The organism is Cohaesibacter sp. ES.047 (assembly GCF_900215505.1).
Classification (GTDB): domain Bacteria; phylum Pseudomonadota; class Alphaproteobacteria; order Rhizobiales; family Cohaesibacteraceae; genus Cohaesibacter.
Genome location: NZ_LT907844.1, coordinates 1,113,125 through 1,137,905, shown reverse-complemented (window position 1 = coordinate 1,137,905; position 24,781 = coordinate 1,113,125). Strand labels below are relative to the sequence as shown.

Genomic DNA, 24,781 nt, shown 5'->3' with positions numbered 1-24,781 from the left:
ATGGACGAATGGTCACAGGCAGGCTATCTCTTTGCCAGCACCCAAACAACGTCAAGCCTTGCCATGCAACCCGTTTTCCGCTTTGCCCCCAGTCCCAACGGCGCCCTTCATCTGGGGCATGCCCTTTCGGCCCTTCTCAATTTCGAGGCGGCCCGGCGTATGGGCGGACGGTTCCTGCTGCGTCTTGAGGATATCGACACGGTCCGCTGCACGAGCGACAAGATCGACCAGATGCTGGACGATCTGCGCTGGCTCGGGCTGGAGTGGGAAGACCCGGTCATGCGCCAGTCATCGCGCTTCGCGCTCTATGCGGCGGCGCTTGAAAAGCTCAAGGGCAAAAACCTTGTCTATCCCTCCCTTGCCAGCCGCAAGGCTATTCAAACCGCGGTGGACGGATGGCAAGAGCAGACCGGGCAGGAATGGCCCAAAGACCCTGACGGTGCTCCGCATTTCCCGCGCGCCCTGCTCGCAGACCTCGAAAAGCAGGGCACCGACGCCGGATGGCGTCTTGATATGAAAAAGGCGCTCGCATGTCTGCCCGATCAGAGCCATTGGTCGGAGACCGGACCGCTCGGCTCCCATTACCCCGCTGCGAGTAACATCGCCGCCAGACCAGAGGAATGGGGCGACGTCATGCTCGCCCGCAAGGACTGTGGCACCAGTTATCACCTGTCGGTTGTCATCGATGACGCCGCGCAAGGCATCACCCATGTCGTCCGCGGACAGGACCTCTATGCCGCCACCCCGGTCCATCGCCTGCTGCAGGATCTTCTGGGCCTGCCCGATCCGATCTATCATCACCACCGGCTCTTGACGGATCTGGGCGGTGACAAACTGTCAAAATCAAGGGGCGACCTCAGTTTGAAAGCGTTGCGTCAGGATGGTGTCACGCCGGATGATATCCGCCGCCTCATCGGTTGGAGTGATGACGACCTCATGGCCTTCATGCCCCTTCCATGATGGAGCGCGCGACAGAGATCCAAAACGGTAGCGTTGCAAGGCTCATCAATACGGACAGCGTGATCGTGTTCGCCGACAGGCGGTGCCCAACCCCGAAATGGTTAGCCAGCAGATAGGCATTGACCCCGGTCGGGCTGGCCGCGCCAAGCACAATGACGGCGGTCCATTCAGCAGGCAGCGGAACGAGAAACGTGGTGACCAGGAGGAACAGCGCCGGAAAGACCATGATCTTGATCAGCCCGAGCACGATACCGGGCAAGATGTCGCCCTTGAGGCCATAATCCCGCATACCCATCCCCATGGAGATCAGCGCCAGCGGCACTGCGACAGGGATCACGCGATCGATCACCAGAGACGCATAAAGAGGAATATCCAGCCCCGACACCCGCCACAGCGAACCACCGACCACCGCGATGATCAGCGGATTGCGCGCAAGGCCCTTGACCACTTTCAAGAGAGCCGCGCCCAGTTTGAGTGTCTCCCCTTCCTCGCGGCCATACCATTCAACGAGTATGGAACTGACGGTCATCGTCACCGGCAAATGCACGGAAATGAGCATCAGAAGCGGGAACAGCTCATCTTCACCGAATACACCGCTGACAACCGGGATCGCCAGAAGAACAAGATTTGAAAAGCCGGCAGACACGCCTGCCACCGCCAGCACGCTCCCTTTGCGCCCGAACAGATAGCGGATCGCCAGCATCGCCAGCACCCAGACCACAAAGAAACAGAGGAAATAGGCGAGCCATAGGGACCATGGCTCCCGCCCGCCGATGTCGCTCGTCGCCATGGAACGGAACATCAGAAGCGGCAGGGGAACGGTGAAGACGAATTTGGAAATCGACTTGCCCGCGTCCATCTCGATCAGCCTAGACATGATCAGACCATATCCAAGGGCGATCAGCATAAAAATGGGCAGGACGATTTGAAACAATTCGGACATGGCAGCACTCCGGGCACAGGCGGCTAAAAGCATGTCAGGCAATTTGGACAGTTGCGGCGAAAAGAGGCTCACCTTTTGAAAAAAGCGGCTCGGGCCGACAAGATCATCATCCAAATTGGATCTGGCGGGATGACGCCAACGCGGCAGACGCGATTTCCACAGGCACCGGGGAATGCGCGGCTTTGTCGACAAGTCACGATTCTGGCTATAGCATGGATCAGGGATCCTAACATCAGAGAAAAATGACAATATGGTTGAAAAAACCGACACGTTTCAGCATGACCTCAGAACACATCTGAGCGCGATTATTTCTCTGACAGATCTGGTCAAGACCACGACGGACCCTGAAATGAGCGCCAGTCTGCTCGACGCCATCCTCATCGCCGCTGGCAACGCCATGACCATGCTGGACGGCAGCGCTCCGGTTCTGGGAGCCCCGGCACATCGGCCCGGCATGACGAGCCGAACCTTGCAGGATTTTGGCAAGCTGGCGACCAGTCTGTGCAAGACCAAAGGCATTGTCTTCCATCTGGACATTGAAGAGGCCGTCACGGCCATTCCTTGCCCGATTGCAGAGCCGGCCCACCTTCACCGCGCACTCATCCTGCTACTCGACAATGCCCTGAAATACGCCAAGGGCTCGGACATCACGCTCAAAGCGGCGCGCACGGATGACAAGACCCTCACCCTGACCTTTAGCGACGAAGGCGAAGGCTTCGGTACGACCGATCCGGAATTGCTGTTCGAGCCTTATCATCGCGGCGTAAACCCGGCCAACGTATCAGGGTCGGGCCTCGGGCTATGGAGTGTCCGCAATCTCATACGCGCGACCGGCGGCGATATTCGCGCCGAAAAGAACGCGCCGCGCGGCGCTTGTTTCCGCATCTGGTTGCCGATCATTGATTTTGATGAGGACAATCCGATCACCACGCCCGGAACTGACTTTTCTTCTCAGGAGCGCCCCGAAGGCTGGGAGATGCGCATACTGGTCGTTGATGACAACCAGACCAACCATCTCATTCTCGATCAGTTGCTCAAGGCTCTCGGTACAGCGCCGATCCATGCAACATCAGGAGAGGAAGCCCTTGGCGTGCTGGGGGCCGAACCGCTGGACCTTGCCTTCATCGATATTCGGATGGCGAACATGGATGGGTGGGAGCTTGCAAGACATATTCGTGCCGATCAATCCCTCAGCGGCCTGCCACTGATCGCAATCTCCGCCGATGCAGCGCCCGAGCAGATCGTCCCGTTCGACCATTGGCTGCAGCGCCCCATCGAACCGGCGCGGCTCTATGATCTGCTGACAAGAATGGCCGGAACAGCGGCCCGACCACAAATTGCCTAACAATGCAAAACCCTATGCGACGAGACTGGCGATATGCCGCATGATCTCGTTGAGCTGGAAATCCTTGGGCGTATAGACCGCAGCAACGCCAGCCTGTTTGAGGATCGCAGCATCGTCAGGCGGGATGATGCCACCGACGACGACCGGCACATCATCGAGCCCGGCCGCTTTCATCTGGGTCATCACATCCCCGACAAGCGCAAGATGCGACCCTGACAGGATGGAAAGACCGATCACATGCACGCCTTCTTCAAGGGCCGTGTTGACGATCTGTGCCGGTGTCAGGCGAATCCCCTGATAGACCACTTCCATGCCACTGTCCCGCGCCCGGACCGCGATCTGCTCGGCGCCGTTTGAATGACCATCAAGGCCGGGCTTGCCAACAAGGATCTTCAGCCGCCGCCCGAGCGTCTCAGACGCGGCATTGACCGCCGCTCTGACGTCATCCAGCTCTTCGCCATCACTTCGGGCCGCCTTGCCCACTCCGGTCGGAGCGCGATATTCACCGAACACATCGCGCAAAACCTGCCCCCATTCACCGGTGGTCACACCGGCCTTGGCACAGACAATGGACGGCTCCATGACATTGGCACCGGTCTTCGCCGCTGTGCGCAGATCATCAAGCGCGGCCTTGACGGCAGCATCATCGCGTGCCTCCCGCCAAGCCTTGATCCGGACGACGGCCTGCTCTTCAACCTGAGGATCAACGGTCAGAATGCCATTGTCTTCCCCGGTTGCCAGCGGCGAGGGTTCGCTCTCGACATATTTGTTGACCCCGACAAGGATCTGCTCGCCCCCTTCGATGCCTTCAAAGCGCTTGGCATTGGCTTCGACGAGTTTCTGCTTCATGTAGCTTGATTCAATCGCCGGAATGGCCCCGCCCATCTCCTCGATGCGCTCCATTTCGGCCCGCGCTTCTTTTTTGAGCGCCTCGACCTTGGCATCGATCTCTTTCGATCCATCGAAAATGTCGCCGAATTCAAGCAGGTCGGTCTCGAACGCCATGATCTGCTGCATGCGCAAGGACCATTGCTGATCCCATGAGCGCGGCAACCCCAACGCCTCATTCCAGGCCGGAAGCTGCACGGCCCTTGCCCGCGCCTTCTTGGAAAGAACAACCGCCAGCATTTCGATCAGAATACGGTAGACATTATTCTCCGGCTGCTGTTCGGTCAGACCCAGCGAGTTTACCTGCACACCATAGCGGAAACGGCGGTACCGCTCCTCCTCCACTCCATAGCGTTCAAGACAAATCTCGTCCCACAGATCGCAAAAGGCGCGCATTTTGCAGATCTCGGTCACGAACCGCATCCCCGCATTGACGAAAAAGGAAATCCGCCCCACGGCCTTGGGGAAATCCTCATCGCTCAGAACACCGCTGTCCTTAACTGCATCGAGGACCGCAATGGCCGTCGACAGCGCAAAGGCCAGTTCCTGCACCGGCGTCGCCCCGGCTTCCTGCAAGTGATAGGAGCAGACATTCATCGGATTGAATTTCGGCATCTCACGATAAGTGAAACCAATGATGTCAGTGGTCAGGCGCAACGACGGTTTGGGCGGAAAGACGTAAGTCCCGCGTGAGAGATACTCCTTGATGAGATCATTCTGCGTCGTGCCCGACAGCTTGGCCCGGTCTGCCCCCTGCTCATCAGCCACCGCAATATAAAGCGCCAGCAACCACGCCGCTGTCGCATTGATGGTCATCGACGTGTTCATCTGCTCAAGCGGAATGTCGGCAAACAACGCACGCATATCGCCGATATGGGCGATCGGAACACCAACTTTCCCGACCTCACCCCGAGCCAGCACATGATCGGGATCATAGCCCGTCTGGGTCGGAAGATCGAAGGCCACCGACAGCCCGGTCTGGCCCTTGGACAGGTTCATCCGGTAGAGCGCGTTCGAATCCTTGGCTGTGGAATGTCCGGCATACGTCCTGAAAATCCACGGTCTATCCTTCTCCGGTTTTCTCTCATCCGCTTTTGCATCTTCCATCATCAAACTTAAGTTCATGGCACTTTTGTCGCTCATGACGTTCCTCCCCGTGATCGCAAGGTGTGAGTCTCGATGGCTCATCGGATTTCGGTCTTGTGATTGTTGGCTCGAAACCCCTGAAGACCCTGCGGCATGTCGCAAAACTCATCCAGCAACGAGCACCCCGGGCCGTTCGGCCCAAGACGCACGCCCCTTATCGTGCAACAAGTTTTCCTTCGCAGATGCGAAATGAAAATTGGCAATAAGACGTATATCTTCCAGTGGAATAATTGCTGATAATTTCGCAACAGCGTTATAAATCACCTTTTCGAGAAGAATTTACGCTGCAACGCAATATAAAAATGGTAGCAAGACATGATGTCTGGAGGAGCATAAATGGCTGAGGAAATCCTTTCTCAGGGCACCAACGGCGAGAAGAAGGATCTATATGAACTCGGTGAGATCCCGCCACTGGGACATGTGCCCAAAGAGATGTATGCCTGGGCGATCCGTCAGGAGCGCCACGGCCCACCCGAGCAATCATTCAAAATCGAAGTCGTGCCCACATGGGAGCTCGACAGTCATGAGGTGCTGGTCCTCAATATGGCCGCGGGGGTCAATTACAATGGCGTCTGGGCGGGTCTGGGCGAGCCCATTTCGGTTCTCGATGTGCACAAGCAGCCCTACCATATTGCCGGCTCCGATGCGTCCGGCATCGTTTGGGCCGTCGGCTCCAAGGTGCGCAACTGGAAAGTCGGCGATGAAGTCGTCATTCACTGCAATCAGGACGACGGCGACGACGAGGAATGCAATGGGGGCGATCCGATGTTCTCGCCCACCCAGCGCATCTGGGGCTATGAGACACCAGACGGGTCCTTTGCCCAATTTTCCCGCGTTCAGGCCCAGCAGCTTCTGCCGCGCCCCAAGCATCTCACATGGGAGGAGAGCGCCTGTTACGTCCTCACCCTCGCCACCGCCTATCGCATGCTGTTCGGTCACAATCCGCATGAACTCAAGCCCGGACAGAATGTGCTGATCTGGGGTGCATCCGGCGGCCTTGGCGTGTTTGGCATCCAGATCGCGGCTGCCGCCGGGGCCAATGCCATCGGCGTGATATCAGACGAAAGCAAGCGCGAATTCGTGATGAACCTTGGCGCGCGCGGTGTCCTCAACCGCTCGGATTTCGATTGCTGGGGTCAACTACCAAAGGTCAATTCGCCCGAATATAACGACTGGTTCAAGGGCGTTCGCAACTTCGGCAAGGCCATCTGGGACATCACCGGCAAGGGCAACAATGTCGACATGGTGTTTGAGCATCCCGGCGAGGCGACCATGCCGGTCTCCAGTTTCGTCGTCAAACGCGGTGGCATGGTGGTCATTTGCGCCGGCACCTCCGGCTTCAACCTGACCATGGACGCCCGCTATCTCTGGATGCATCAAAAGCGCATTCAGGGCTCACACTTTGCCCATCTCAAACAGGCCATGGCCGCCAACAAGATGGTGATCAACCGCCACGTGGATCCTTGCATGTCCGAGGTCTTTTCCTGGGAGCAGATCCCTGCGGCCCATGAACTGATGCTCAACAACAAGCATCAGCCAGGCAACATGTCCTGCCTTGTCAGCACCCCGAAAACGGGCCTGAGAACGCTGGAAGATGCCATCCTGTCAAGCCGTGGTGAAGAGATCTAGGCCAGCGCGCGACACCCTTCAGCCGGATCAGATCCGGCTGGATCATTTCCCTCAAGATCTCGGCAATCAGCCGCGAGACGCGGCTTCCTGTTCCAGCTCCAGCCGCGATATGCGTGTCTTTTGGATACGCCGCCAGCGAATGCGCCACGCATTGACCTCTGCGCCATAAAGAAAAATCATGGAAATGATATGCAGAAAGATCAGCGTGGCGACAACACCGGCAAGACCGGCATAGACCTTGGCATATTGCGCAAAGTGCGAGAGATAGTAGGAATAGCCCTCGGCGGTTACCCACCACAGGACGAGTGTGGTCAGCACGCCCGGCCAAAGATCGCGCCATTCGATCACCCGCATCGGCAACCAGCGATGACTGGCCACAAGAAAAGCCGTCAGAATGGGGATCGTCAAGCCAAGTCGAATGACCTCGAACGTGATGGTGAAGTCTTCAAGCCACGGCAGGTGATTGCGCGCGATGCTCCACGCGATGGGCGCAAGGAACAGCCCGGCCGCAACGGCAACCATCACCACGATCGCCCCGAGCACCGCCACCAGTCCCATCAGGCGACGCGACAGAATATTGCGCCGCTCATAATAGCCGTAAGCACGATTGAGGCCCTCGCGCAGGGATTCGACCAGCGATGTCAGGGTGACAAGAAAGATTAGCAGCGAAAGGGACAGAAGGCTTCGCGTGCGCTCGGCAATCACCGCATCCACGTCAGGCTGCAGAATATGGGCAATCGCATCGGGCATCAACACGCTGAGCAGATCTTGCAGGACATTACCCAGCGCATCACCCCCGGCCCATGCAGTCACCCCTGTCACCAGAAGCAAAAAGGGAAAAATCGACAACAGCATCGAGAAGGCAATGTTACTCGCCAGAGCAAAGCCGTGATTGTCTCCGAACCGCCAGAAGATGCGGACCGGCACCATCAGCCGTTCCCAAAGTCGAGTCATATCCAGCAACCTGCTGTTTTTCACAATAAGTTCCGAAAGCGCAACTGCGCCTTATAATTTCACCACCCTATACCGTTTGGCGATCAAACAAAGCAAATTCTCCCAAGAGCCGCAGCAGGGCTGTGAATTGGCTTTGTCAGGGATTTCGGGGGCCTTTGCAAGCTTTATGGACAAAGATCGCATCTCTAGCTACACATAACATTCCTACCCAACCCGCCTCAAGTCCAGTCACACCCTAAGCCCAATCCTTCTCTGTTCCTCACGGGCGACAGCTTCGCAAGGAAAACCGCTATGTCAAAGCGAGATCAGACCGTCCTGTTGCGGATCACTCCCCTGTTGTTTGTGCTGCTCTGGTCCTCGGGTTTCATCGGGGCTAGAATGGGCGCGCCCTATTCCGAGCCCATGACGTTCCTTGCCTTGCGCTTTGGCATCGTCACAGTCTTGTTGCTGGTGCTTGCGTTCCTGCTGCGCGCCCGCTGGCCTTCCCCGCGCAAAGCCGCGCATGCTTTCATTTCCGGCTTGCTCATTCATGGCCTCTATCTGGGCGCAGCCTTTTGGGCCATCGATGACGGTCTGTCGGCGGCGCTGGTCGCCCTCGTCATGGGCATCCAGCCGGTGCTCACGACCTTCTTTGCCCGCTTTGTGCTCAAGGAAAGGATCACCCGGCACCACATCATCGGCTTTGTCCTTGGGTTGTTCGGCATTCTTATGGTTATGATCCCGCGGCTTGATGCGGGCAATCTGTCCATCACGCCATGGCAGATCGCCGCAGCCTTTGGCGCAATGCTGAGCATTTCCTTCGGCACCATCTATCAAAAGCGCTTCGCCTCCAAGCTGGATGTACGCAGCGCGACGGTCTTTCAGTATGGAGCGGCGACGCTCCTGTGCGGCAGCCTCAGCTTTTTAACCGAGACCCAGACCATCATCTGGTCAGGCGAATTCATCTTTGCTCTTGTCTGGCTGATTTTCGTACTCTCCATCGGCGCCATATTCCTCCTGCTCTGGATGATTGAGCACGGCGCGGTGTCCAAGGTTGCAGCCCTTTTCTATCTGGTGCCTGCGGTCACAGCCATTCTCGCCTTCCTACTGTTTGATGAACCGATCACCCCTTTGCAGATCCTTGGCATCATCATCACCGCGACAGGCGTTCTACTGGCCAACCGGGGCAAATAGCCCCGCGCAACAAACGTCAAAATCAATCCTTTGGCTTATTGCATTTGTTGCCACAGCACGCCACTGTGCAGTGCAACATAACGCTCTTTTGCAACGCAAGAAAAAGGCGAGAAACACGCCCGCCGGACCCAACCGGACCACACCATCAGAGTGCTGGCCGTGCGGGCGTTTCGATGCCAAGACCTGTTTCCCCGAACGGGGCGCGCTGGCACCGCGTCCGATCTCAAAGGCTCATGACATCCGCTGGATGACATCGAAAAATCAAGACAAAAGCTGCAATCCGGGAGCAGGCCATGGCATCATAAGGAGGAGGAAAATCCATGTCATTGACGATCAAGACAGAGCCCATCACATCCCCACCGACCCTGTTTGGCGACATGGAGGCCGCAGTCGAGAGCATTGAGACTCTCTTGAATACGATCATTGCTGCAGTGCGCGAAAAGGTGGTTGTCGAAGGAAAGGTCAGCAGCAAACTGGTCGAAGCCGAGCAACGCGCCACCCATGGTCTGGCCTGGTTCGCAACCTATGTCGAAGCGCTCAAGGAAATGCGCGGCTACGCCGTGACAATGACCGAAGAAGGTCGCTTTGGCGAAATGGAAAGCCTAATCACGCGCATCGCCTTCTCCGAATATCTTGCGCAGATCTTCGGCGGCATCCCGATGACGCAGGGCGAGATCGTTCGCCTGTCGGATTTCGGCCTCGCTCCCGACACCATCGCCGCTGCCCAGATCCCCCAGATCATCCGCCTTGTCACCGAAGGCAACAGCCCGACCATCCGCAACCGGGTCATTGCCTTGATGGAAGCCGCCGAAGGCAGCGCCTCCTACGGCAACGCAGGCCTTGATGAGACCATGGAAGCGTTCCGCGACGAGATGCGCCGATTCGCCGAAAGCGAGGTGACACCGCATGCCCATGGCTGGCACATGGCCAACGCCTATATCCCCATGGACGTGATCGAGAAGATGGCCGAAATGGGCGTCTTCGGCCTCACCATCCCGGAAGAGTACGGCGGCCTCGGGCTCGGCAAGGAAAGCATGTGCGTGGTCTCCGAAGAGCTGTCCCGAGCCTATATTGGCGTTGGCTCTCTTGGTACGCGCTCCGAAATCGCCGCCGAGTTGATTCTGTGCGGCGGCACAGAGGAGCAGAAACAGGCGTGGTTGCCCCGCATTGCTTCGGGCGAGACCCTGCCAACGGCGGTCTTCACCGAGCCCAACACCGGCTCGGATCTTGCCAGCCTGAAAACCCGCGCCAGCCTTGATGGCGATCACTACAAGGTCACGGGCAACAAGACCTGGATTACCCACGCCGCCCGCACCGATCTGATGACCCTTCTGGTCCGCACGAACCCCGAAGAGGCGGGCTACAAGGGGCTATCGATGCTGCTCGCCGAAAAGCCGCGCGGCGATGATGATAATCCCTTCCCCGCCGCCGGCATGGATGGTGGCGAGATCGAGGTTCTGGGCTACCGCGGCATGAAGGAATATGACATTGCCTTCGACACTTTCGAAGTGACAAGCGACAACCTGCTCGGCGGTGAGGAGGGACAGGGCTTTAAACAGCTGATGCAGACCTTTGAATCCGCCCGCATCCAGACAGCCGCCCGCGCTGTTGGCGTTGCCCAGTCCGCGCTCGATCTGGGCCTCAGATATGCTCAGGACCGGGTGCAGTTCGGCAAATCTCTGATCAATTTCCCGCGCGTGTCCGACAAGCTCGTCATGATGGCAACCGAAATCATGGTTGCCCGTCAGTTGACCTATTTCTCGGCCCGCCGCAAGGATGACGATAAGCGCTGCGATTTGGAGGCCGGTATGGCCAAGTTGCTCGGAGCCCGCGTCGCGTGGGCCGCCGCCGACAATGCCCTGCAGATCCATGGCGGCAATGGCTTTGCGCTCGAATATGCCATTTCGCGGGTGCTCTGCGACGCCCGGATCCTCAACATCTTCGAGGGCGCAGGGGAAATTCAGGCGCAAGTGATTGCCCGGCGACTGCTCGACAGCAAGCTTTGATCAGCGCCAGACCAAGACCAATCGTCCAATGCAAAATGAAAGGGAGTTCACTCCCTTTCTTTGCCTTCGCCATACCATTTCCAAGATCGGACCTTGCGGTGCGCAACCAGCCGCCCTTGCTGTCAAATTTGAAAAAAGGCGATGAAGGACGAACAGACAAAGCGCCGCCTGCCGCCACGCGAATGACAGTCACGTCGCGACCCAAACGCCATATACGAGCATTCCCTTAGCTTTTCCACTTTTCGGTTAGCTCTGAAGGCATTAGCCCCTTTCATTTTGCGTTGTGTCTGATAAACCAGTATCATCATAAAGTATGAGAACATTAGCATGACGCAACAATCCATCCTTATCACCGGTTGCTCAACCGGCATCGGACGCCACTGTGCGTTGCGCCTGCACGAGATGGGCTGGCAGGTCTTTGCCACGGCTCGACGGCTTGAAGATCTGGAAGACTTGCGCAGGAAGGGCCTGACGGCGATCTATCTTGATTACACCGAGCCTCAGTCCATTTCCGCCTGCGTCGAAGTCGTTCTCAATCACACCCGCGGCAAGCTCGATGCCCTGTTCAACAATGGGGCCTATGCCCAGCCTGGCGCGGTTGAAGATCTGACCACCGACATGCTGCGGGAGCAGTTCGAGGCCAATTTCTTCGGCTGGCACGAACTGACGCGCCAAATCGTCCCGATCATGCGGGCGCAGGGACACGGTCGCATCGTCCATTGTTCCTCTGTGCTTGGCTTCGTGCCTCTGGCCTTTCGCGGGTCTTATGTCTCATCCAAATTCGCCCTTGAAGGGTTGGCCGACACCATGCGCCTTGAGCTTCATGGCAGCAACATTTCCCTCGTGCTTATCGAGCCGGGTGCCATCACGAGCAATTTCCGGGAAAACGCCCGCAAGCGCTTCGTTGACAACATCAACATCGATCGCTCCGTCTTCAAGCATCGCTACAAGAACCGCCTGTCGAAGCTGGAATCCGATCAGCCGGACCGCTTCGAACTGACACCCGAAGCCGTTCTGCAAAAACTGCTCAAGGCCCTGACCGCGACAAACCCCAAGCCGCGATACAGGGTAACTATCCCCACGCACATCGTCGCCTATCTCAAGCGATTTCTGCCAGAGCGCAGCCTTGACGCCATCCTGCGCAGGAATGGCGACTAGCCCCTCGGCTCCGATTCCCTCACGCTTGATCACGACAAAAGTCGACCCTCACTCGCCTTCCCCTGCCGCTTGCAAAGCTGCTAATGTGCTCTGACCCCACTCAATCGAGACAAGGATTTGCTCATGGAGGCGATTCTCCCCAACCTCGTTCCCATTGCTCTGGTTGCCGTCGCCATCGTGCTGGTCCTTGGCCTTGTGAACATGATGCGCGGTGGAAACCCCAATAAATCCCAACGACTGATGCGCTGGCGCATCGTGCTGCAGTTTCTGGCGATTGTGCTGATCATGACCGCCCTCTATTTCGGCGGCTGAGCCCTGAAACTAGCGCCAAATTTTGGGGATCCGGACAAAGAGCCCTCTTTCACCCCGACCGAGGGTGCGTTAGCGTCTGAGCTCAAACAGCACACGCAGCAAAAACGGAAAGACATCAATGGTCCGCCTCAACAAGATCTACACCCGCACCGGCGACAAAGGCATGACCATGCTGGGCAGCGGCGAACGTCGCGTCAAGCATGACCTGCGCGTCGAAGCCTATGGCACCGTCGACGAAACCAACGCCACGGTCGGGCTGGCGCGCCTTGAACCCCATGACGCGCCCGAACTCGATGCGATGCTTGCAGAGATCCAGAACGATCTGTTCGATCTCGGCGCGGACCTGTGCACGCCCGACACTGGCGAGGCGCTTTCCTACGAGCCCTTGCGCGTAACGGCAGCCCAAGTCGAGCGGCTCGAAAAGCAGATCGACCTGCTCAACACCGATCTCGAACCGCTCAAAAGCTTCGTTCTGCCCGGTGGCAGCCGCGCCTCTGCAGCCCTTCACCTTTGCCGCACCATTTCCCGCCGTGCCGAACGCCTGATCACGGCCTTGGCCGCCATAGAGGAAGAGCCGGTTTCCCCTGAGTGCATCCAGTATGTGAACCGCCTGTCGGACTTCTTTTTCGTCGCGGCACGCTGGACAAACGACAAGGGCCAAAAGGATGTGCTATGGGTTCCCGGTCAGAACCGTTAGGCCATAACCGTTGATAACCGGGCCAGATACGGGCTTTTCTCAGAGCACGAAACGGCGACCATGACCGTCCGGAGGGCAATGCGCCATGTTCATCCCGCTGCACGACAAGAATGAACTCGTTCATGTCCGCCTGCAATATGTCACCTTCGGCCTGATCGCCCTCAATGTCCTCGTCCATCTGATCACCCAATCCGGTGCAGGAGGCTTCCTCCTGCAGGACTACGCGGTGGCCTATGGCCTCGTTCCGGATATCTTTGCTACCTTCAGTCTCGATGAGATCGCGCAAGGCAACCCGGTCCTTTTGACCTCGCCCCTCTCCTATGCCTTTCTTCATGTCGACTGGATGCATCTCATCGGCAACATGGCCTTCCTGTGGGTCTTTGGCGACAATGTCGAGGATGCCTTGGGCCACGTCCGCTTTCTCTTGTTCTATTGCCTCTGTGCGATGGGCGCGGCCCTTGTTCACATGTTGGCCAACTGGGGGTCTCCGATTCCTCTGATCGGCGCGTCAGGCGCGACCGCCGGCATCATCATGGCCTACCTTCTGCTACACCCCAACGTGCGCGTCTGGATCCTGATCCTTGGCCGCATCCCACTCCCCATTCCCGCCCTCTGGTGCCTTGGGGCATGGCTCGCTTTGCAGGTCTACAATTCCGTCACCTCGACCGATGACGTGGTGGCCTGGTGGGCCCATATCGGAGGCGCGCTTACCGGTGCCATCCTTCTGCCGGTGATGAAGCGAAAATCGGTTTCGCTTTTCCAACGCAGTGGATAAATTACGTATACGTAACGTCAGCATGATGAAAAGTCATTGTTCTCCTACGCACGGATTGTTGACAGCCCCAGAATGGGCCATTACCGTCCTTTTCCAGCCATAAGGGATCAATGATCGCAATATCGGTTTGACTGAAGCGTCACGAGTGAGAAATCAGGAAGCATCCTGCCACCTTGACCCGTTCGGAATGCCGACATCACCGACCAAACAGATGGAACCCCAAACAGGTCCATTCCGGAGATACAGACAATGAAAATTCTCGTACCCGTGAAACGGGTTGTCGATTACAACGTCAAAATTCGCGTCAAGTCCGATGGATCGGGCGTAGAACTGGCCAATGTAAAGATGTCCATGAACCCGTTCGACGAGATTTCCGTTGAAGAAGCCATCCGCATGAAGGAAGCAGGCGTTGCCAGCGAGATCATTCTGGTCTCCGTCGGCCCGCAGCAGGCTCAGGAAACCTTGCGCACCGGGCTTGCGATGGGCGCTGATCGCGCCATTGTGCTCAAAACAGACGAAACGGTTGAGCCACTCGCTGTTGCCAAACTGCTCAAATCCGTGGTGGAAGAAGAAGAGCCCGGCCTTGTCATCGTCGGCAAGCAGGCCATTGATGACGACGCCAACCAGACCGGACAGATGCTTGCCGCACTTCTGGGCTGGCCTCAGGGCACCTTTGCCTCCAATCTTGAAGTCGATGGTGATGCGCTCGCCGTGACCCGCGAGATTGACGGTGGCATGCAGAAGCTCAAGCTTACGCTGCCAGCGGTTGTCACCTCCGACCTGCGCCTCAATGAACCGCGTTACGCCTCCCTTCCCAACATCATGAAGGCCAAGAAAAAGCCGCTCGATATCAAGGAAGTGGCCGATCTGGGCGTTGACGTCACACCGCGCCTCGAAGTGCTCTCGACCGCCGAACCCGAAGCTCGCAAGGCTGGCATCAAGGTCGAAAGTGTTGCCGAACTCGTCGACAAACTGAAAAACGAAGCCGGTGTCCTGTAAGGCAACCTGAGGAGATTACGACAATGACAACCCTTCTGATTGCCGAACACAACAACACGGCACTGAACGAAGCCACTGCAAAGGCGCTCACCGCAGCTTTGGAACTTGGGAGCGAAGTGCATATCCTCGTTGCCGGTAAGGATTGCGCGGTAGCCGCCGATGAGGCCGCCAAACTGGCTGGCGCAGCCAAGGTGCTGGTCGCTGAAAGCGACGCTCTGGCTCCGCAGCTCGCCGAAGCGGTCTCCGCGCAAGTGCTCGCGCTGGCTGACAGCTATGACGCATTCGTCGCACCCGCCACGGCCAACGGCAAAAACACCATGCCGCGCATCGCAGCCCTTCTTGATGTGATGCAGCTGTCCGAAATCACCAAGGTGATTGCAGCAGACACCTTTGAACGTCCGACCTATGCGGGCAACGCCATGCAGACGGTCAAGAGCAAGGATGCCAAGAAGGTCATCACGGTCCGGACCGCCAACTTTGCGGCAGCGGGCACCGACGGCTCGGCTGCGATTGAAACCATCACAGCAGCCGATGCGCCTTCAAACGTCAGCTATGTCGGTCAGGAACTCTCCGATTCAGATCGTCCCGAGCTGGCAAGCGCCCGCGTCATCATCTCTGGTGGTCGTGGGCTCGCATCAGAAGAGCAGTTCAATGCAATCCTGACGCCGATTGCCGACAAGCTCGGTGCCGCCATCGGCGCGTCGCGTGCCGCAGTCGATGCTGGCTATGCAGCCAACGATCTTCAGGTCGGCCAGACCGGCAAGGTCGTCGCTCCCGAGCTTTACATTGCAGCTGGCATTTCCGGTGCCATCCAGCATCTTGCAGGCATGAAGGATTCCAAGGTGATCGTCGCCATCAACAAGGACGAAGAAGCCCCGATCTTCCAGGTCGCGGACTATGGCATCGTCGGCGACCTCTTCGATGTTCTGCCCGAGCTCGAAAAGGCGCTCTGACGCGCCCTTGCGGCTCGCTGCATCGCAACACCAAAGTGCAAAGATCTTGCTGCAAAGCAGGTTTTCACCATACGAAACGCAGAAAGGGTACCTCTCGGTGCCCTTTCGTCTTTCGCATTTGCGAAATGAGCAAAAGTCTGCCAAACTTTCGACCTGCATTCTGGGGGGAGTGCGGCCATCGGACCGCCTCTGTAGAATTCAGCAAGGATAACCTGAAAAGCAAACCTGAGGAGCGGCCGCCCACAGCGGTAATCGGTGAGCATAATGATCTCGGAAATCAAGAAAGTTGGTATCATTGGCGCGGGCCAGATGGGCAACGGCATCGCCCACGTCTGCGCCCTGTCTGGCTATGACGTCGTATTGAACGATCTGGACAAGAACAATCTGGACAAGGGCATGGCCACCATTCAAGGCAATTTGGCCCGCCAGGTCTCCAAGGGAGCGATCTCTGATAGCGAAAAAAACAAGGCCCTCGACCTGATCAAGCCGTCCCTTGCCCTCGATGACATGGGCGGTGTCGATCTCGTGATCGAGGCTGCGACCGAGCATGAGGAAACCAAACGCAAGATTTTTCAGGCGGTGATCCCTGTTCTGCATCCCGATGCGATGATCGCCTCCAACACATCCTCCATTTCGATCACCCGTCTTGCGGCTGCGACCGACCGGGCAGAGCAATTCATCGGCATCCATTTCATGAACCCGGTGCCAGTCATGAAGCTGATCGAACTGGTGCGCGGCATCGCCACCGACGAGAACACCTTCGTCACCTCCAAGAAATTCGCCGACAGTCTGGGCAAGACCGTTGCGGTATCTGAAGATTTCCCCGCCTTCATGGTCAACCGCATTCTTCTGCCAATGATCAACGAAGCGATCTACACCCTGTATGAGGGCGTGGGCAATGTGGAATCCATCGACACGGCCATGCGTCTCGGGGCCAACCATCCCATGGGCCCGCTGCAGCTTGCCGACTTTATCGGCCTCGATACCTGCCTGTCGATCATGCAGGTGCTCTATGAGGGTTTGGCAGACTCCAAATATCGCCCCTGCCCGCTGCTCGTCAAATATGTCGAAGCTGGCTGGCTTGGCCGCAAAGCCAAACGCGGTTTTTACGACTATCGCGGCGAAGAGCCTGTTCCGACCCGCTAGGCCATATCAGACACACCAGACACATAAAGAAACAAATATTGAAGCCGGAAGCATCCCTTCCGGCTTTTCTTATATGCAATCCCCTTCAGAGAAGCGCGGAGCTGCCTTTATTTCTGTAAATGTCTCTTTACTGCGTATTAACCCGGCACCACCACAATGAGGTGAGAAAGTAGCGAAACAGCAAAAGGAGAAGCCCTGATGTCTTCAGTCGGAACTCTCGGTGCCGGTGTCGCCTACAGTAACGCTTTGCAAGGAAGAATGGACCTTGGCGCGACGCTGACCACCATCGCCCACAACGCTGACAACGCCATGGCTGGCATGCTCGACAAACTTGTCCAGCAAGGCATTGATAATTCAGGTTCTGCGCCCCCAGGCATGGGCAAGGTGGTCGACACCAAAGCCTGATCGCCCATCACGCATCGGATCAAAAAGGCCCGGCCTACGCTGGGCCTTTTTCATTCTCAACCGACAGCAATGAAGATACCCATCTTCAAACAACAACAGGCGCAAAAGTCACTCGGCTTCGATCGTCGTCTTGACCAACAGCTTGGCCTGATCAGCCGCCCACTGAGCGGGGCCCGACAGATGCGCCAGCGAGCAACCATCCTTGTCGATGACCAGTGTCGTTGGCATTCCGAAGGCGAGGCCCTTGGAGCGGAGAAGCGGGAACAGCTTCATCTTCGCATCATAATAGAGCGCCAGATGGTCCACACCCACGTCATCAAAGAACTCCCGCGCCTTGCCCGGTGCCGAGCGGTCAAGGCTGACGGTCACCACCTCGAAGTCATCGCCACCAAGCGCGGCCTGCAACGCATCAAGATCGGGCATTTCCTCGCGGCAGGGCGCGCACCAGGTCGCCCAGAGGTTGACCAGCACTGTCTTGCCCTTGAAATCAGCCAGCGAAACATCGCTGCCGTCTTCTTTCTTGAAGGCAAGGGTCGACATGTCATAGGGGTGACCACCGGTCTGCAACGCAGCGATCGGGCCCTTGATCAGCGGGTCAATCGCCTCGACACGGGCCTTTGATGCCGGACAGGAAGCCTCCGCCATAACGGAAACCGGAGCCAGCAGGGCAAGGCCCAAAACCAGTCCACCCAAATACCCATGCATCCGACCGATCGAATCTCTTGGCAGCATTCTACCCATCCTTTGCTTCCTGACGGTCCCCAGATTCTGGAGATCCTGATTTCGCTTTTCACCGGCCCTGAGCGATTTAACGGCAAAAACGCTGACAGCCCAGTTTTGTTGTGGCATAAAGCTGCACGACGTCAAGACTTGATCAACGGAACAGCATTATGAGCAACAAAATGTGGGGCGGCAGATTCTCTGAAGGCCCAGACGCCATCATGGAAGAAATCAACGCCTCCATCGATTTCGACAAGAAACTCTACGCCCAGGACATTGCCGGATCGAAAGCTCACGTGACCATGCTGGCCCAACAGGGCATCGTTGACGCCGATGATGCCAAAGTCATTAAACAGGGTCTAGACACAATCGCGGGAGAAATTGAGGCAGGCACGTTCACTTTTTCGCGTGCGCTGGAAGACATTCACATGAATGTGGAAAGCCGCCTCTCCGAATTGGTTGGCCCCACCGCCGGACGCCTGCACACGGCCCGTTCGCGCAACGATCAGGTCGCGACCGACTTCCGCCTCTGGGTGCGCGATACCCTCGACACGCTCGATGGCCAGTTGGCTGATCTGCAACAGGCCTTTGCCGATAAGGCGATGGACTGCGCCAATGTCGTCATGCCCGGCTTCACTCATCTTCAGAGCGCACAGCCGGTGACCTTTGGCCACCACATGCTGGCCTATGTGGAAATGCTCGCCCGCGACCGCGGCAGGGTTCAGGATGCCCGCAAGCGCATGAATGAAAGCCCGCTCGGCTGTGCCGCGCTGGCTGGCACGTCCTTTCCCATCGACCGCCACATGACCGCCAAGAGCCTTGGCTTTGATCGCCCGGTTGCCAACTCCCTTGATGGGGTGTCTGATCGTGACTTCGCACTCGAGGCCCTATCGGCAGCATCGATCTGTGCGGTGCATCTGTCCCGATTTGCCGAAGAGCTGGTTATCTGGTCCTCGGCCCAGTTCCGCTTCGTCAAGCTATCGGACAAATTCTCCACCGGCTCGTCCATCATGCCGCAAAAGCGCAATCCGGACGCAGCCGAGCTGGTGCGCGCCAAATCCGGCCGGATCATGGGTGCACTCAACGCCCTGCTCATTGTCATGAAGGGACTGCCGCTCGCCTACTCCAAGGACATGCAGGAAGACAAGGAACAGACCTTCGACGCGCTTCAGAACCTGTCTTTGTGCGTCGCTGCGATGACAGGCATGGTCACCGACCTTGAGCCCAACGTCAAAGAGCTGAAAAAAGCTGCTGGCTCGGGCTACTCGACCGCAACCGATCTGGCCGACTGGCTGGTGCGCACACTTGGCATGCCTTTCCGCAACGCCCACCACGTCACGGGCAGCCTCGTGGCCATGGCCGCCGAGCGCAATATCGAACTCCATCGCCTCAGCCTTGAAGACATGCAGACTGTCGAACCAACCATCACCGAGGATGTCTTCTCGGTTCTGTCGGTCGACAAGTCGGTCCGCAGCCGCACCTCCTACGGCGGCACAGCACCGGCAAATGTCAAAAAACAGGCAAAAAGCTGGCTGAAAAGACTTGAAAAAGAAAGAGCAGCCAAGCAATAGTCGAAGCAACTGAACAAGATGGGTGCTGGCGCACTGAACAGCGCCCCGCCCGGGCCGTTCCCAAGGCGGCAAGACACCCCGTTTGCAGACCATGTCGTCTGACGCAAGGATTCAAGCAATGCCCATTCTGAGCGCACGCCCGACGATTGCCCGCACAGGCACCCTAAATGGAACAAAGGCTCTGGCCATCCTGCTCCTTGCCGCTGGTCTTGCAGCCTGTGGCCAGCGTGGTCCGCTCGAGCCGCCAACCGCCAACACCAATGTTCAGACCGACATAGCCGATCCCGAGAACAATGATCTTCTGATCATTGGCGCCGACAAGGACACGAGCACCCCGACCAAGGCGCCCGACGACGGTTTCATTCTCGATCCGCTGCTCTGATTTTCATCAACACGGCCCCCGTGCCTTTCCCAACCGTTGCTGGTTGAGGGCACTCAGCCGCGCGTGACGAGGCTTTCATGCATCATTTTGAATACATCGATGGCGTCATGCACGCCGAACAGGTCGCGATCCCTGAAATCGCCAGCGCCGTCGGCACGCCCTTCTATGTCTACTCCACAGCGACCCTTGAACGCCACTTCAACGTCTTTGCAGAAACCTTCAACGATGTTCCCTCGCTGATCTGCTACGCCATGAAGGCAAACTCGAACATCGCCGTACTCAAGACCCTCGCTCGCCTCGGGGCCGGAGCAGATGTGGTCTCTGAAGGCGAACTCCGCCGGGCCCTTGCCGCTGGCATTCCCGCCTCCAAGATTCTCTTTTCCGGTGTTGGCAAGACGCGCCGCGAGCTAACCTTTGCGCTCAAGCAGGATATCTTGTGCTTCAACATCGAATCCGAACCCGAGCTGGAGCATCTCAGCCTCATTGCGTCCGAACTGGGTCTTGATGCGCGTATTTCCCTGCGCATCAATCCCGATGTTGACGCCAAGACCCACGCCAAGATCGCCACCGGTAAATCGGAAAACAAGTTCGGCATTCCCTGGAAGCGGGCGCGTGAGGTCTACCGCCGTGCCAACACGCTGCCCGGCATCAAGGTGACCGGCATCGACATGCATATCGGCAGCCAGATCACACAGCTCGAACCATTTGATGCCGCGTTCGAACGCCTTGGCGAATTGGTGCGGGATCTGCGCACGGACGGTCACGAGATCGATCATGTTGATCTGGGCGGCGGCCTCGGCATTCCCTACCAGACGGACCAGTCTCCGCCGCCGCTGCCGCGCGACTATGGCGAAACGGTCAAGAAACACGTCAAGGATCTCGGCTGCAAGGTCTATTTCGAACCCGGCCGCCTCATCGCTGGCAACGCTGGGATTCTGGTGACCGAGGTCATCTATCGCAAGGAAGGTGAAGGCAAGACCTTCGTCATCGTCGATGGCGCCATGAACGATCTCATCCGCCCCACCCTCTATGAGGCGTGGCACGATGTGCGTCCCATCACGGAGCCGGATTTCGACACGCCGGTATCCAATGTCGATATCGTCGGCCCGGTTTGCGAGACAGGGGATTTTCTGGCCCAGAACCGTCCCTTGCCGCAGATGCAGTCGGGCGATCTCATCGCCATCATGTCCGCCGGCGCCTATGGCGCGGTTCAGGCAAACACCTACAACAGCCGTCTATTGGTGCCCGAAGTGCTGGTCAATGGCTCTCAGTGGCAGGTGATCCGCCCCCGAACCAGCTATGAAGAGCTGCTTGGCCTCGACCAGATCCCCGATTGGCTTGAGGACTGAATTTTAGGCGACAAAAGGCACAAAAGACAAAAGGGATGGCTCGACCATCCCTTTTTGCATTTTGTCCAAGACTGAGGCTGTGCGTTCAGCCATACATGGCGTGCGCCATCGAAGTAGGCTCGCCACTTTCCTCACCACGAAGCGCATCGCGCACGGCACCGCGGATTTCGGTGAGGGAAAAGGGTTTTGAAACCACGTCATGCACGATCGCATTGAGGTTGTCACACCTCTCGCGCTGATCCGCATAACCGGTCATCATCAAGATGGTCATTTCAGGCCAGTCTTTTGCTGCGCTCAAAGCCAGTTCGATGCCATCCATCTCCGGCATCTTGATATCGGTCAGCAGCAGGTCGAAGGCGTCATCGCATCTCTCGAGCATTTCCAGAGCATCTGTGCCGTCTTCTGCGGTGGTCACATCATGCCCATCAATCATCAAAGCCCGTTGCACGAACATGCGCACCCCGTCATCGTCTTCAGTCAGAAGAATTCGGGCCATAGTCCCACTCCCACATACTCTTTTTACTCACGCCAAGGTCTTTTAACGACCTTGCCTGTCTATTTTGGCATGCAAAAGGTTTACTAAAAGCGAAGGCGCGTTCGAATTGTGAAATCAGGGAAATCTTTGCACACCGGTGACCATTTTGGCCAGCCCGATAGCATTCAAATTTCTGTAAGATGGCCCACGAACGGCACTTCGCGATACATATGCGCCTTGTCCATTCCGTATCCGACGACGAATTTATCGGGACAATCAAAACCGACATATTCAGCTTCAATCTCGGCCACGCGCTTGCCCTTCTTGTCGAGCAGCACGGCAACATCGACGCGAGAGGCGCCGCGCTCGCTGAGCATGGTCTTGGCAAAGGCGAGCGTCCGACCGGACTCAAGGATGTCATCAATCAAGAGAATATCCCGGTCGCGCACATCCGCATCCACATCACGCACCACCTCGACGTTGCCCGAGCTCTTGGTGCCAGCCCCATAACTCGACAGAGACATGAACTCGACCTCGAGCGGTACGCCCGCGCGATACAGGGCACGCAACAGATCGGCAGCAAAGACAAAACTGCCCTTAAGAACCGCGATGACCAGCAGTTTCTGATAGCCCGCTTCGGCGATCAAGGCAGCAAGTTCCGCATTGCGCTGGTCGAGCGCGTCCTCGTCATAGAGGACATTGATGATGTCAGTCATGGATGTGGCGGGCGTCCTTTTAACGCGAAGTCAGAGATGAGCGTCATGCAGCATGCGCTATGGATGGAAAACCCGCAGAGATATGGATTTGGCATTTGAGGGAGCGGCAATGGACGATTCTATGCGTTTATGCTCACCAGGACCCAGGCCAGCTTTCTCGGGCTCGATTGCCCATGAATAAAGCTCCTCGTCGTCCTTGCCAAGAACAGAAAGCTGAACAGCGGGCAGAAGCACCGGATCTGTCTCTGGATTCACAAGTTCTGCCTCCACAGAGATCACGGGAGACCCCGCGCGCTGCACGAGCCGCACGTCAACCGTATCAATATCGACGCCCGCAACATTAACGGGCATTCCCAGCATGGAATAGAAGGACGCAAGATCAGGGAATGTCCTGACCCAGAATTTCGGTGCGACAAAAAGGCCGATCACAATCGCCAACGCCGCAACGAGGGCGAGAGAGCCAATGGCCCACTCTTTGTTTGAATTGGGCAGCGCATCGCCGGTTTTTGCCTTGCCCTTGCGCCGACGGCGTTTGCGTCGACTAGCCTTGGAGTCGGCATCCTTGCCCTTGGCGATGACCTTCTGCGCTTCGAACGATGCCGCATTCATCATATCGACGACTTGCGCTCCGGACATCTGGTTCGCATCGTCTGCGCTGACCACGATCGGCTCAATCGGGCTGTCGTCCCTGTCCTGCGCAGGCGCGTCTATTGCGTCGCCGCTGGCGAACATCGCATCGACATCATCCTGACTTTGCTCTTCACCGGCATCGGACGGGCTGTCGAACAAGGCATCAATGTCGTCCTGATTTTGCTCCTCACCACTCGAGGGGCTGTCAAACAGAGCATCAATATCATCCTGGCTCTGTTCTTCTCCGGCATCGGACGGGCTGTCAAACAGCGCGTCGATATCGTCCTGGCTCTGTTCTTCGCCGGCATCGGACGGGCTGTCAAACAACGCGTCGATATCGTCCTGGCTCTGTTCTTCTCCGGCATCAGACGGGCTGTCGAACAGTGCGTCGATATCGTCCTGGCTTTGCTCTTCGGCTTCGGGCAGGACAACTTCAGGCTTGGCAGTATCGCCAGCATCACCCGGTTCGACCTCTGCATGCCACGTCTCGCCGCAGGTCGCACAACGCACATTGCGCCCGGCCGCACCGATCGACCCGTCCGGCACCTGATAGCTTGTGGTACAATTGGGACAAGTAATTTTCATGGGTCTGTCGTGGCCCTGACAAGAACGGCGAAAAACGCTTTGCCGCCTGCTATGGATTGATTGAAAACAGGCGAATCATCCACAACATAGAATAACAGCCGTTAACGCTTTGCCAAGGCTAGTAACAAGCCCTACAAAGCGGAGTGACAATTCTTGCAGCCTCTGCATCGTACAGAGAGAAGGAACGCATCGTTTGATTCGGTTTGAAAATGTTGGATTAAGATATGGCATGGGGCAGGAAGTGCTGCGCGATGTGTCTTTCCACATTCCACCCAATTCCTTCCAGTTTCTGTCCGGCCCCTCGGGAGCAGGCAAGACGTCCCTTTTGCAATTGATGTTCCTGTCCCTCAAACCCAATCGGGGCCTGATCAAGGTGTTCAACAAGGACACCGCACGGCTGAGCCACGACGAACTGTCGGGTCTGCGTCGCCAGATCGGTTTCGTCTTTCAGGAGTTTCGCCTGCTTAACCATCTCACCACCTTCGAGAATGTGGCCTTGCCCTTGCGCGTTCAGGGACTGTCCGAGCAGGACTATCGCACGGATGTGGCCGAGCTTCTTCAATGGGTCGGTCTTGGCCATCGCATGCATGTCTACCCGCCCGTCATGTCCGGCGGAGAAAAGCAGCGCGCCGCCATCGCCCGGGCCCTGATCTCACGCCCCAAGCTGCTGCTTGCCGACGAGCCGACAGGGAACGTGGACCCCATTCTGGCCCGGCGGTTGCTGCGCCTGTTCGTCGAGCTGCATCGATCGGGAACCTCGATCGTCATCGCCACCCATGACACAGGCCTGATGGATCAGGTCGACGCTCGCCGCATTGTGTTGAACGACGGCGCGCTCTACATCTATGAATGAGCGGAGAGCAT

The 24,781-nt window shown here is 57.5% G+C and carries 24 protein-coding genes; 17 read left to right on the top strand and 7 right to left on the bottom strand.

Features of this window, described 5'->3' with window-relative positions; genetic code table 11:
* Nucleotides 1-63 precede the first annotated feature (63 nt).
* Nucleotides 64-960 carry a tRNA glutamyl-Q(34) synthetase GluQRS gene (gene gluQRS / locus CPH65_RS05035; RefSeq protein ID WP_096176248.1) on the top strand — a complete coding sequence of 299 codons (897 nt, stop codon included), beginning with the start codon at nucleotides 64-66 and terminating at the stop codon, nucleotides 958-960.
* Here the strand turns inward: gluQRS and CPH65_RS05030 are convergent.
* On the bottom strand, nucleotides 944-1,903 hold the full coding sequence (locus CPH65_RS05030) for an AEC family transporter (RefSeq protein ID WP_172891456.1): 960 nt from the start codon (nucleotides 1,901-1,903) through the stop codon (nucleotides 944-946). The two genes, gluQRS and CPH65_RS05030, sit on opposite strands and share 17 nt — an antisense overlap.
* 250 nt (nucleotides 1,904-2,153) lie before the next feature.
* Here CPH65_RS05030 and CPH65_RS05025 point away from each other — a divergent pair, with 250 nt between their 5' ends.
* Nucleotides 2,154-3,248, top strand: coding sequence for a hybrid sensor histidine kinase/response regulator (locus CPH65_RS05025; protein ID WP_096172412.1), 1,095 nt, complete (start codon nucleotides 2,154-2,156; stop codon nucleotides 3,246-3,248).
* 12 nt (nucleotides 3,249-3,260) lie between these two features.
* Here the strand turns inward: CPH65_RS05025 and CPH65_RS05020 are convergent, their stop codons facing one another.
* Nucleotides 3,261-5,243 (bottom strand): methylmalonyl-CoA mutase family protein, encoded by a 1,983-nt coding sequence (locus tag CPH65_RS05020; RefSeq protein ID WP_371359449.1) that lies wholly within the window; start codon nucleotides 5,241-5,243, stop codon nucleotides 3,261-3,263.
* Between the two features lie 375 nt (nucleotides 5,244-5,618).
* Between CPH65_RS05020 and ccrA the strand changes: the two genes are divergently transcribed.
* Nucleotides 5,619-6,911: a crotonyl-CoA carboxylase/reductase gene (gene ccrA / locus CPH65_RS05015; RefSeq protein ID WP_096172411.1), complete on the top strand. Its 1,293-nt coding sequence runs from the start codon at nucleotides 5,619-5,621 to the stop codon at nucleotides 6,909-6,911.
* 66 nt (nucleotides 6,912-6,977) lie between these two features.
* Here the strand turns inward: ccrA and CPH65_RS05010 are convergent, their stop codons facing one another.
* Entirely contained in the window at nucleotides 6,978-7,865 is an 888-nt protein-coding gene (locus tag CPH65_RS05010; protein ID WP_096172410.1) for a YihY/virulence factor BrkB family protein, read from the bottom strand.
* A gap of 291 nt (nucleotides 7,866-8,156) precedes the next feature.
* Here CPH65_RS05010 and CPH65_RS05005 point away from each other — a divergent pair, with 291 nt between their 5' ends.
* The 10 genes from CPH65_RS05005 to CPH65_RS23740 all read left to right on the top strand — a co-directional run bounded on the left by CPH65_RS05005 (nucleotide 8,157) and on the right by CPH65_RS23740 (nucleotide 17,489).
* Nucleotides 8,157-9,038: a DMT family transporter gene (locus tag CPH65_RS05005; RefSeq protein WP_096172409.1), complete on the top strand. Its 882-nt coding sequence runs from the start codon at nucleotides 8,157-8,159 to the stop codon at nucleotides 9,036-9,038.
* Between the two features lie 320 nt (nucleotides 9,039-9,358).
* The gene (locus tag CPH65_RS05000; protein ID WP_096172408.1) at nucleotides 9,359-11,044 is read left to right on the top strand and encodes an acyl-CoA dehydrogenase family protein; all 1,686 of its coding nucleotides are present in this window, start codon (nucleotides 9,359-9,361) and stop codon (nucleotides 11,042-11,044) included.
* Nucleotides 11,045-11,371: 327 nt separating this feature from the next.
* Nucleotides 11,372-12,202, top strand: a complete 831-nt coding sequence (locus CPH65_RS04995) for an SDR family oxidoreductase (protein ID WP_096172407.1) — start codon at nucleotides 11,372-11,374, stop codon at nucleotides 12,200-12,202.
* A 123-nt stretch (nucleotides 12,203-12,325) separates the two neighbouring features.
* Nucleotides 12,326-12,514 carry a twin transmembrane helix small protein gene (locus CPH65_RS04990; protein WP_096172406.1) on the top strand — a complete coding sequence of 63 codons (189 nt, stop codon included), beginning with the start codon at nucleotides 12,326-12,328 and terminating at the stop codon, nucleotides 12,512-12,514.
* 118 nt (nucleotides 12,515-12,632) lie between these two features.
* Nucleotides 12,633-13,211, top strand: a complete 579-nt coding sequence (locus tag CPH65_RS04985) for a cob(I)yrinic acid a,c-diamide adenosyltransferase (protein ID WP_096172405.1) — start codon at nucleotides 12,633-12,635, stop codon at nucleotides 13,209-13,211.
* 85 nt (nucleotides 13,212-13,296) lie between these two features.
* Nucleotides 13,297-13,986: a rhomboid family intramembrane serine protease gene (locus tag CPH65_RS04980; protein WP_096172404.1), complete on the top strand. Its 690-nt coding sequence runs from the start codon at nucleotides 13,297-13,299 to the stop codon at nucleotides 13,984-13,986.
* A gap of 249 nt (nucleotides 13,987-14,235) precedes the next feature.
* The gene (locus tag CPH65_RS04975; protein ID WP_096172403.1) at nucleotides 14,236-14,985 is read left to right on the top strand and encodes an electron transfer flavoprotein subunit beta/FixA family protein; all 750 of its coding nucleotides are present in this window, start codon (nucleotides 14,236-14,238) and stop codon (nucleotides 14,983-14,985) included.
* A gap of 23 nt (nucleotides 14,986-15,008) precedes the next feature.
* Nucleotides 15,009-15,938: an electron transfer flavoprotein subunit alpha/FixB family protein gene (locus tag CPH65_RS04970; protein ID WP_096172402.1), complete on the top strand. Its 930-nt coding sequence runs from the start codon at nucleotides 15,009-15,011 to the stop codon at nucleotides 15,936-15,938.
* 264 nt (nucleotides 15,939-16,202) lie between these two features.
* Complete coding sequence (locus CPH65_RS04965) at nucleotides 16,203-17,084, top strand: 3-hydroxybutyryl-CoA dehydrogenase (protein ID WP_096172401.1); 882 nt, start codon at nucleotides 16,203-16,205, stop codon at nucleotides 17,082-17,084.
* 198 nt (nucleotides 17,085-17,282) lie between these two features.
* Nucleotides 17,283-17,489 (top strand): hypothetical protein, encoded by a 207-nt coding sequence (locus tag CPH65_RS23740; protein ID WP_157747508.1) that lies wholly within the window; start codon nucleotides 17,283-17,285, stop codon nucleotides 17,487-17,489.
* Nucleotides 17,490-17,597: 108 nt separating this feature from the next.
* Here the strand turns inward: CPH65_RS23740 and CPH65_RS04960 are convergent, their stop codons facing one another.
* The gene (locus CPH65_RS04960) at nucleotides 17,598-18,221 is read right to left on the bottom strand and encodes a TlpA disulfide reductase family protein (protein WP_157747507.1); all 624 of its coding nucleotides are present in this window, start codon (nucleotides 18,219-18,221) and stop codon (nucleotides 17,598-17,600) included.
* A 158-nt stretch (nucleotides 18,222-18,379) separates the two neighbouring features.
* Between CPH65_RS04960 and argH the strand changes: the two genes are divergently transcribed.
* The 3 genes from argH to lysA all read left to right on the top strand — a co-directional run bounded on the left by argH (nucleotide 18,380) and on the right by lysA (nucleotide 21,511).
* Nucleotides 18,380-19,780 carry an argininosuccinate lyase gene (argH, locus tag CPH65_RS04955; protein WP_096172399.1) on the top strand — a complete coding sequence of 467 codons (1,401 nt, stop codon included), beginning with the start codon at nucleotides 18,380-18,382 and terminating at the stop codon, nucleotides 19,778-19,780.
* Between the two features lie 118 nt (nucleotides 19,781-19,898).
* Complete coding sequence (locus CPH65_RS04950; protein WP_157747506.1) at nucleotides 19,899-20,162, top strand: lipoprotein; 264 nt, start codon at nucleotides 19,899-19,901, stop codon at nucleotides 20,160-20,162.
* A gap of 77 nt (nucleotides 20,163-20,239) precedes the next feature.
* Entirely contained in the window at nucleotides 20,240-21,511 is a 1,272-nt protein-coding gene (gene lysA, locus CPH65_RS04945) for a diaminopimelate decarboxylase (RefSeq protein ID WP_096172397.1), read from the top strand.
* Nucleotides 21,512-21,596: 85 nt separating this feature from the next.
* Here lysA and CPH65_RS04940 read toward each other — a convergent pair whose 3' ends face one another.
* From CPH65_RS04940 to CPH65_RS04930, 3 genes are all read right to left on the bottom strand, one after another.
* Nucleotides 21,597-22,007 (bottom strand): response regulator, encoded by a 411-nt coding sequence (locus CPH65_RS04940; protein ID WP_096172396.1) that lies wholly within the window; start codon nucleotides 22,005-22,007, stop codon nucleotides 21,597-21,599.
* Nucleotides 22,008-22,171: 164 nt separating this feature from the next.
* Nucleotides 22,172-22,702: a hypoxanthine phosphoribosyltransferase gene (gene hpt / locus CPH65_RS04935; RefSeq protein ID WP_096172395.1), complete on the bottom strand. Its 531-nt coding sequence runs from the start codon at nucleotides 22,700-22,702 to the stop codon at nucleotides 22,172-22,174.
* Nucleotides 22,703-22,759: 57 nt separating this feature from the next.
* A complete protein-coding gene (locus CPH65_RS04930) occupies nucleotides 22,760-23,917 on the bottom strand; it encodes a zinc-ribbon domain-containing protein (protein WP_096172394.1) in 1,158 nt (385 codons plus the stop codon).
* A gap of 193 nt (nucleotides 23,918-24,110) precedes the next feature.
* Here CPH65_RS04930 and ftsE point away from each other — a divergent pair, with 193 nt between their 5' ends.
* Nucleotides 24,111-24,770: a cell division ATP-binding protein FtsE gene (gene ftsE / locus CPH65_RS04925; protein WP_096172393.1), complete on the top strand. Its 660-nt coding sequence runs from the start codon at nucleotides 24,111-24,113 to the stop codon at nucleotides 24,768-24,770.
* The last annotated feature ends 11 nt before the right edge of the window (nucleotides 24,771-24,781 follow it).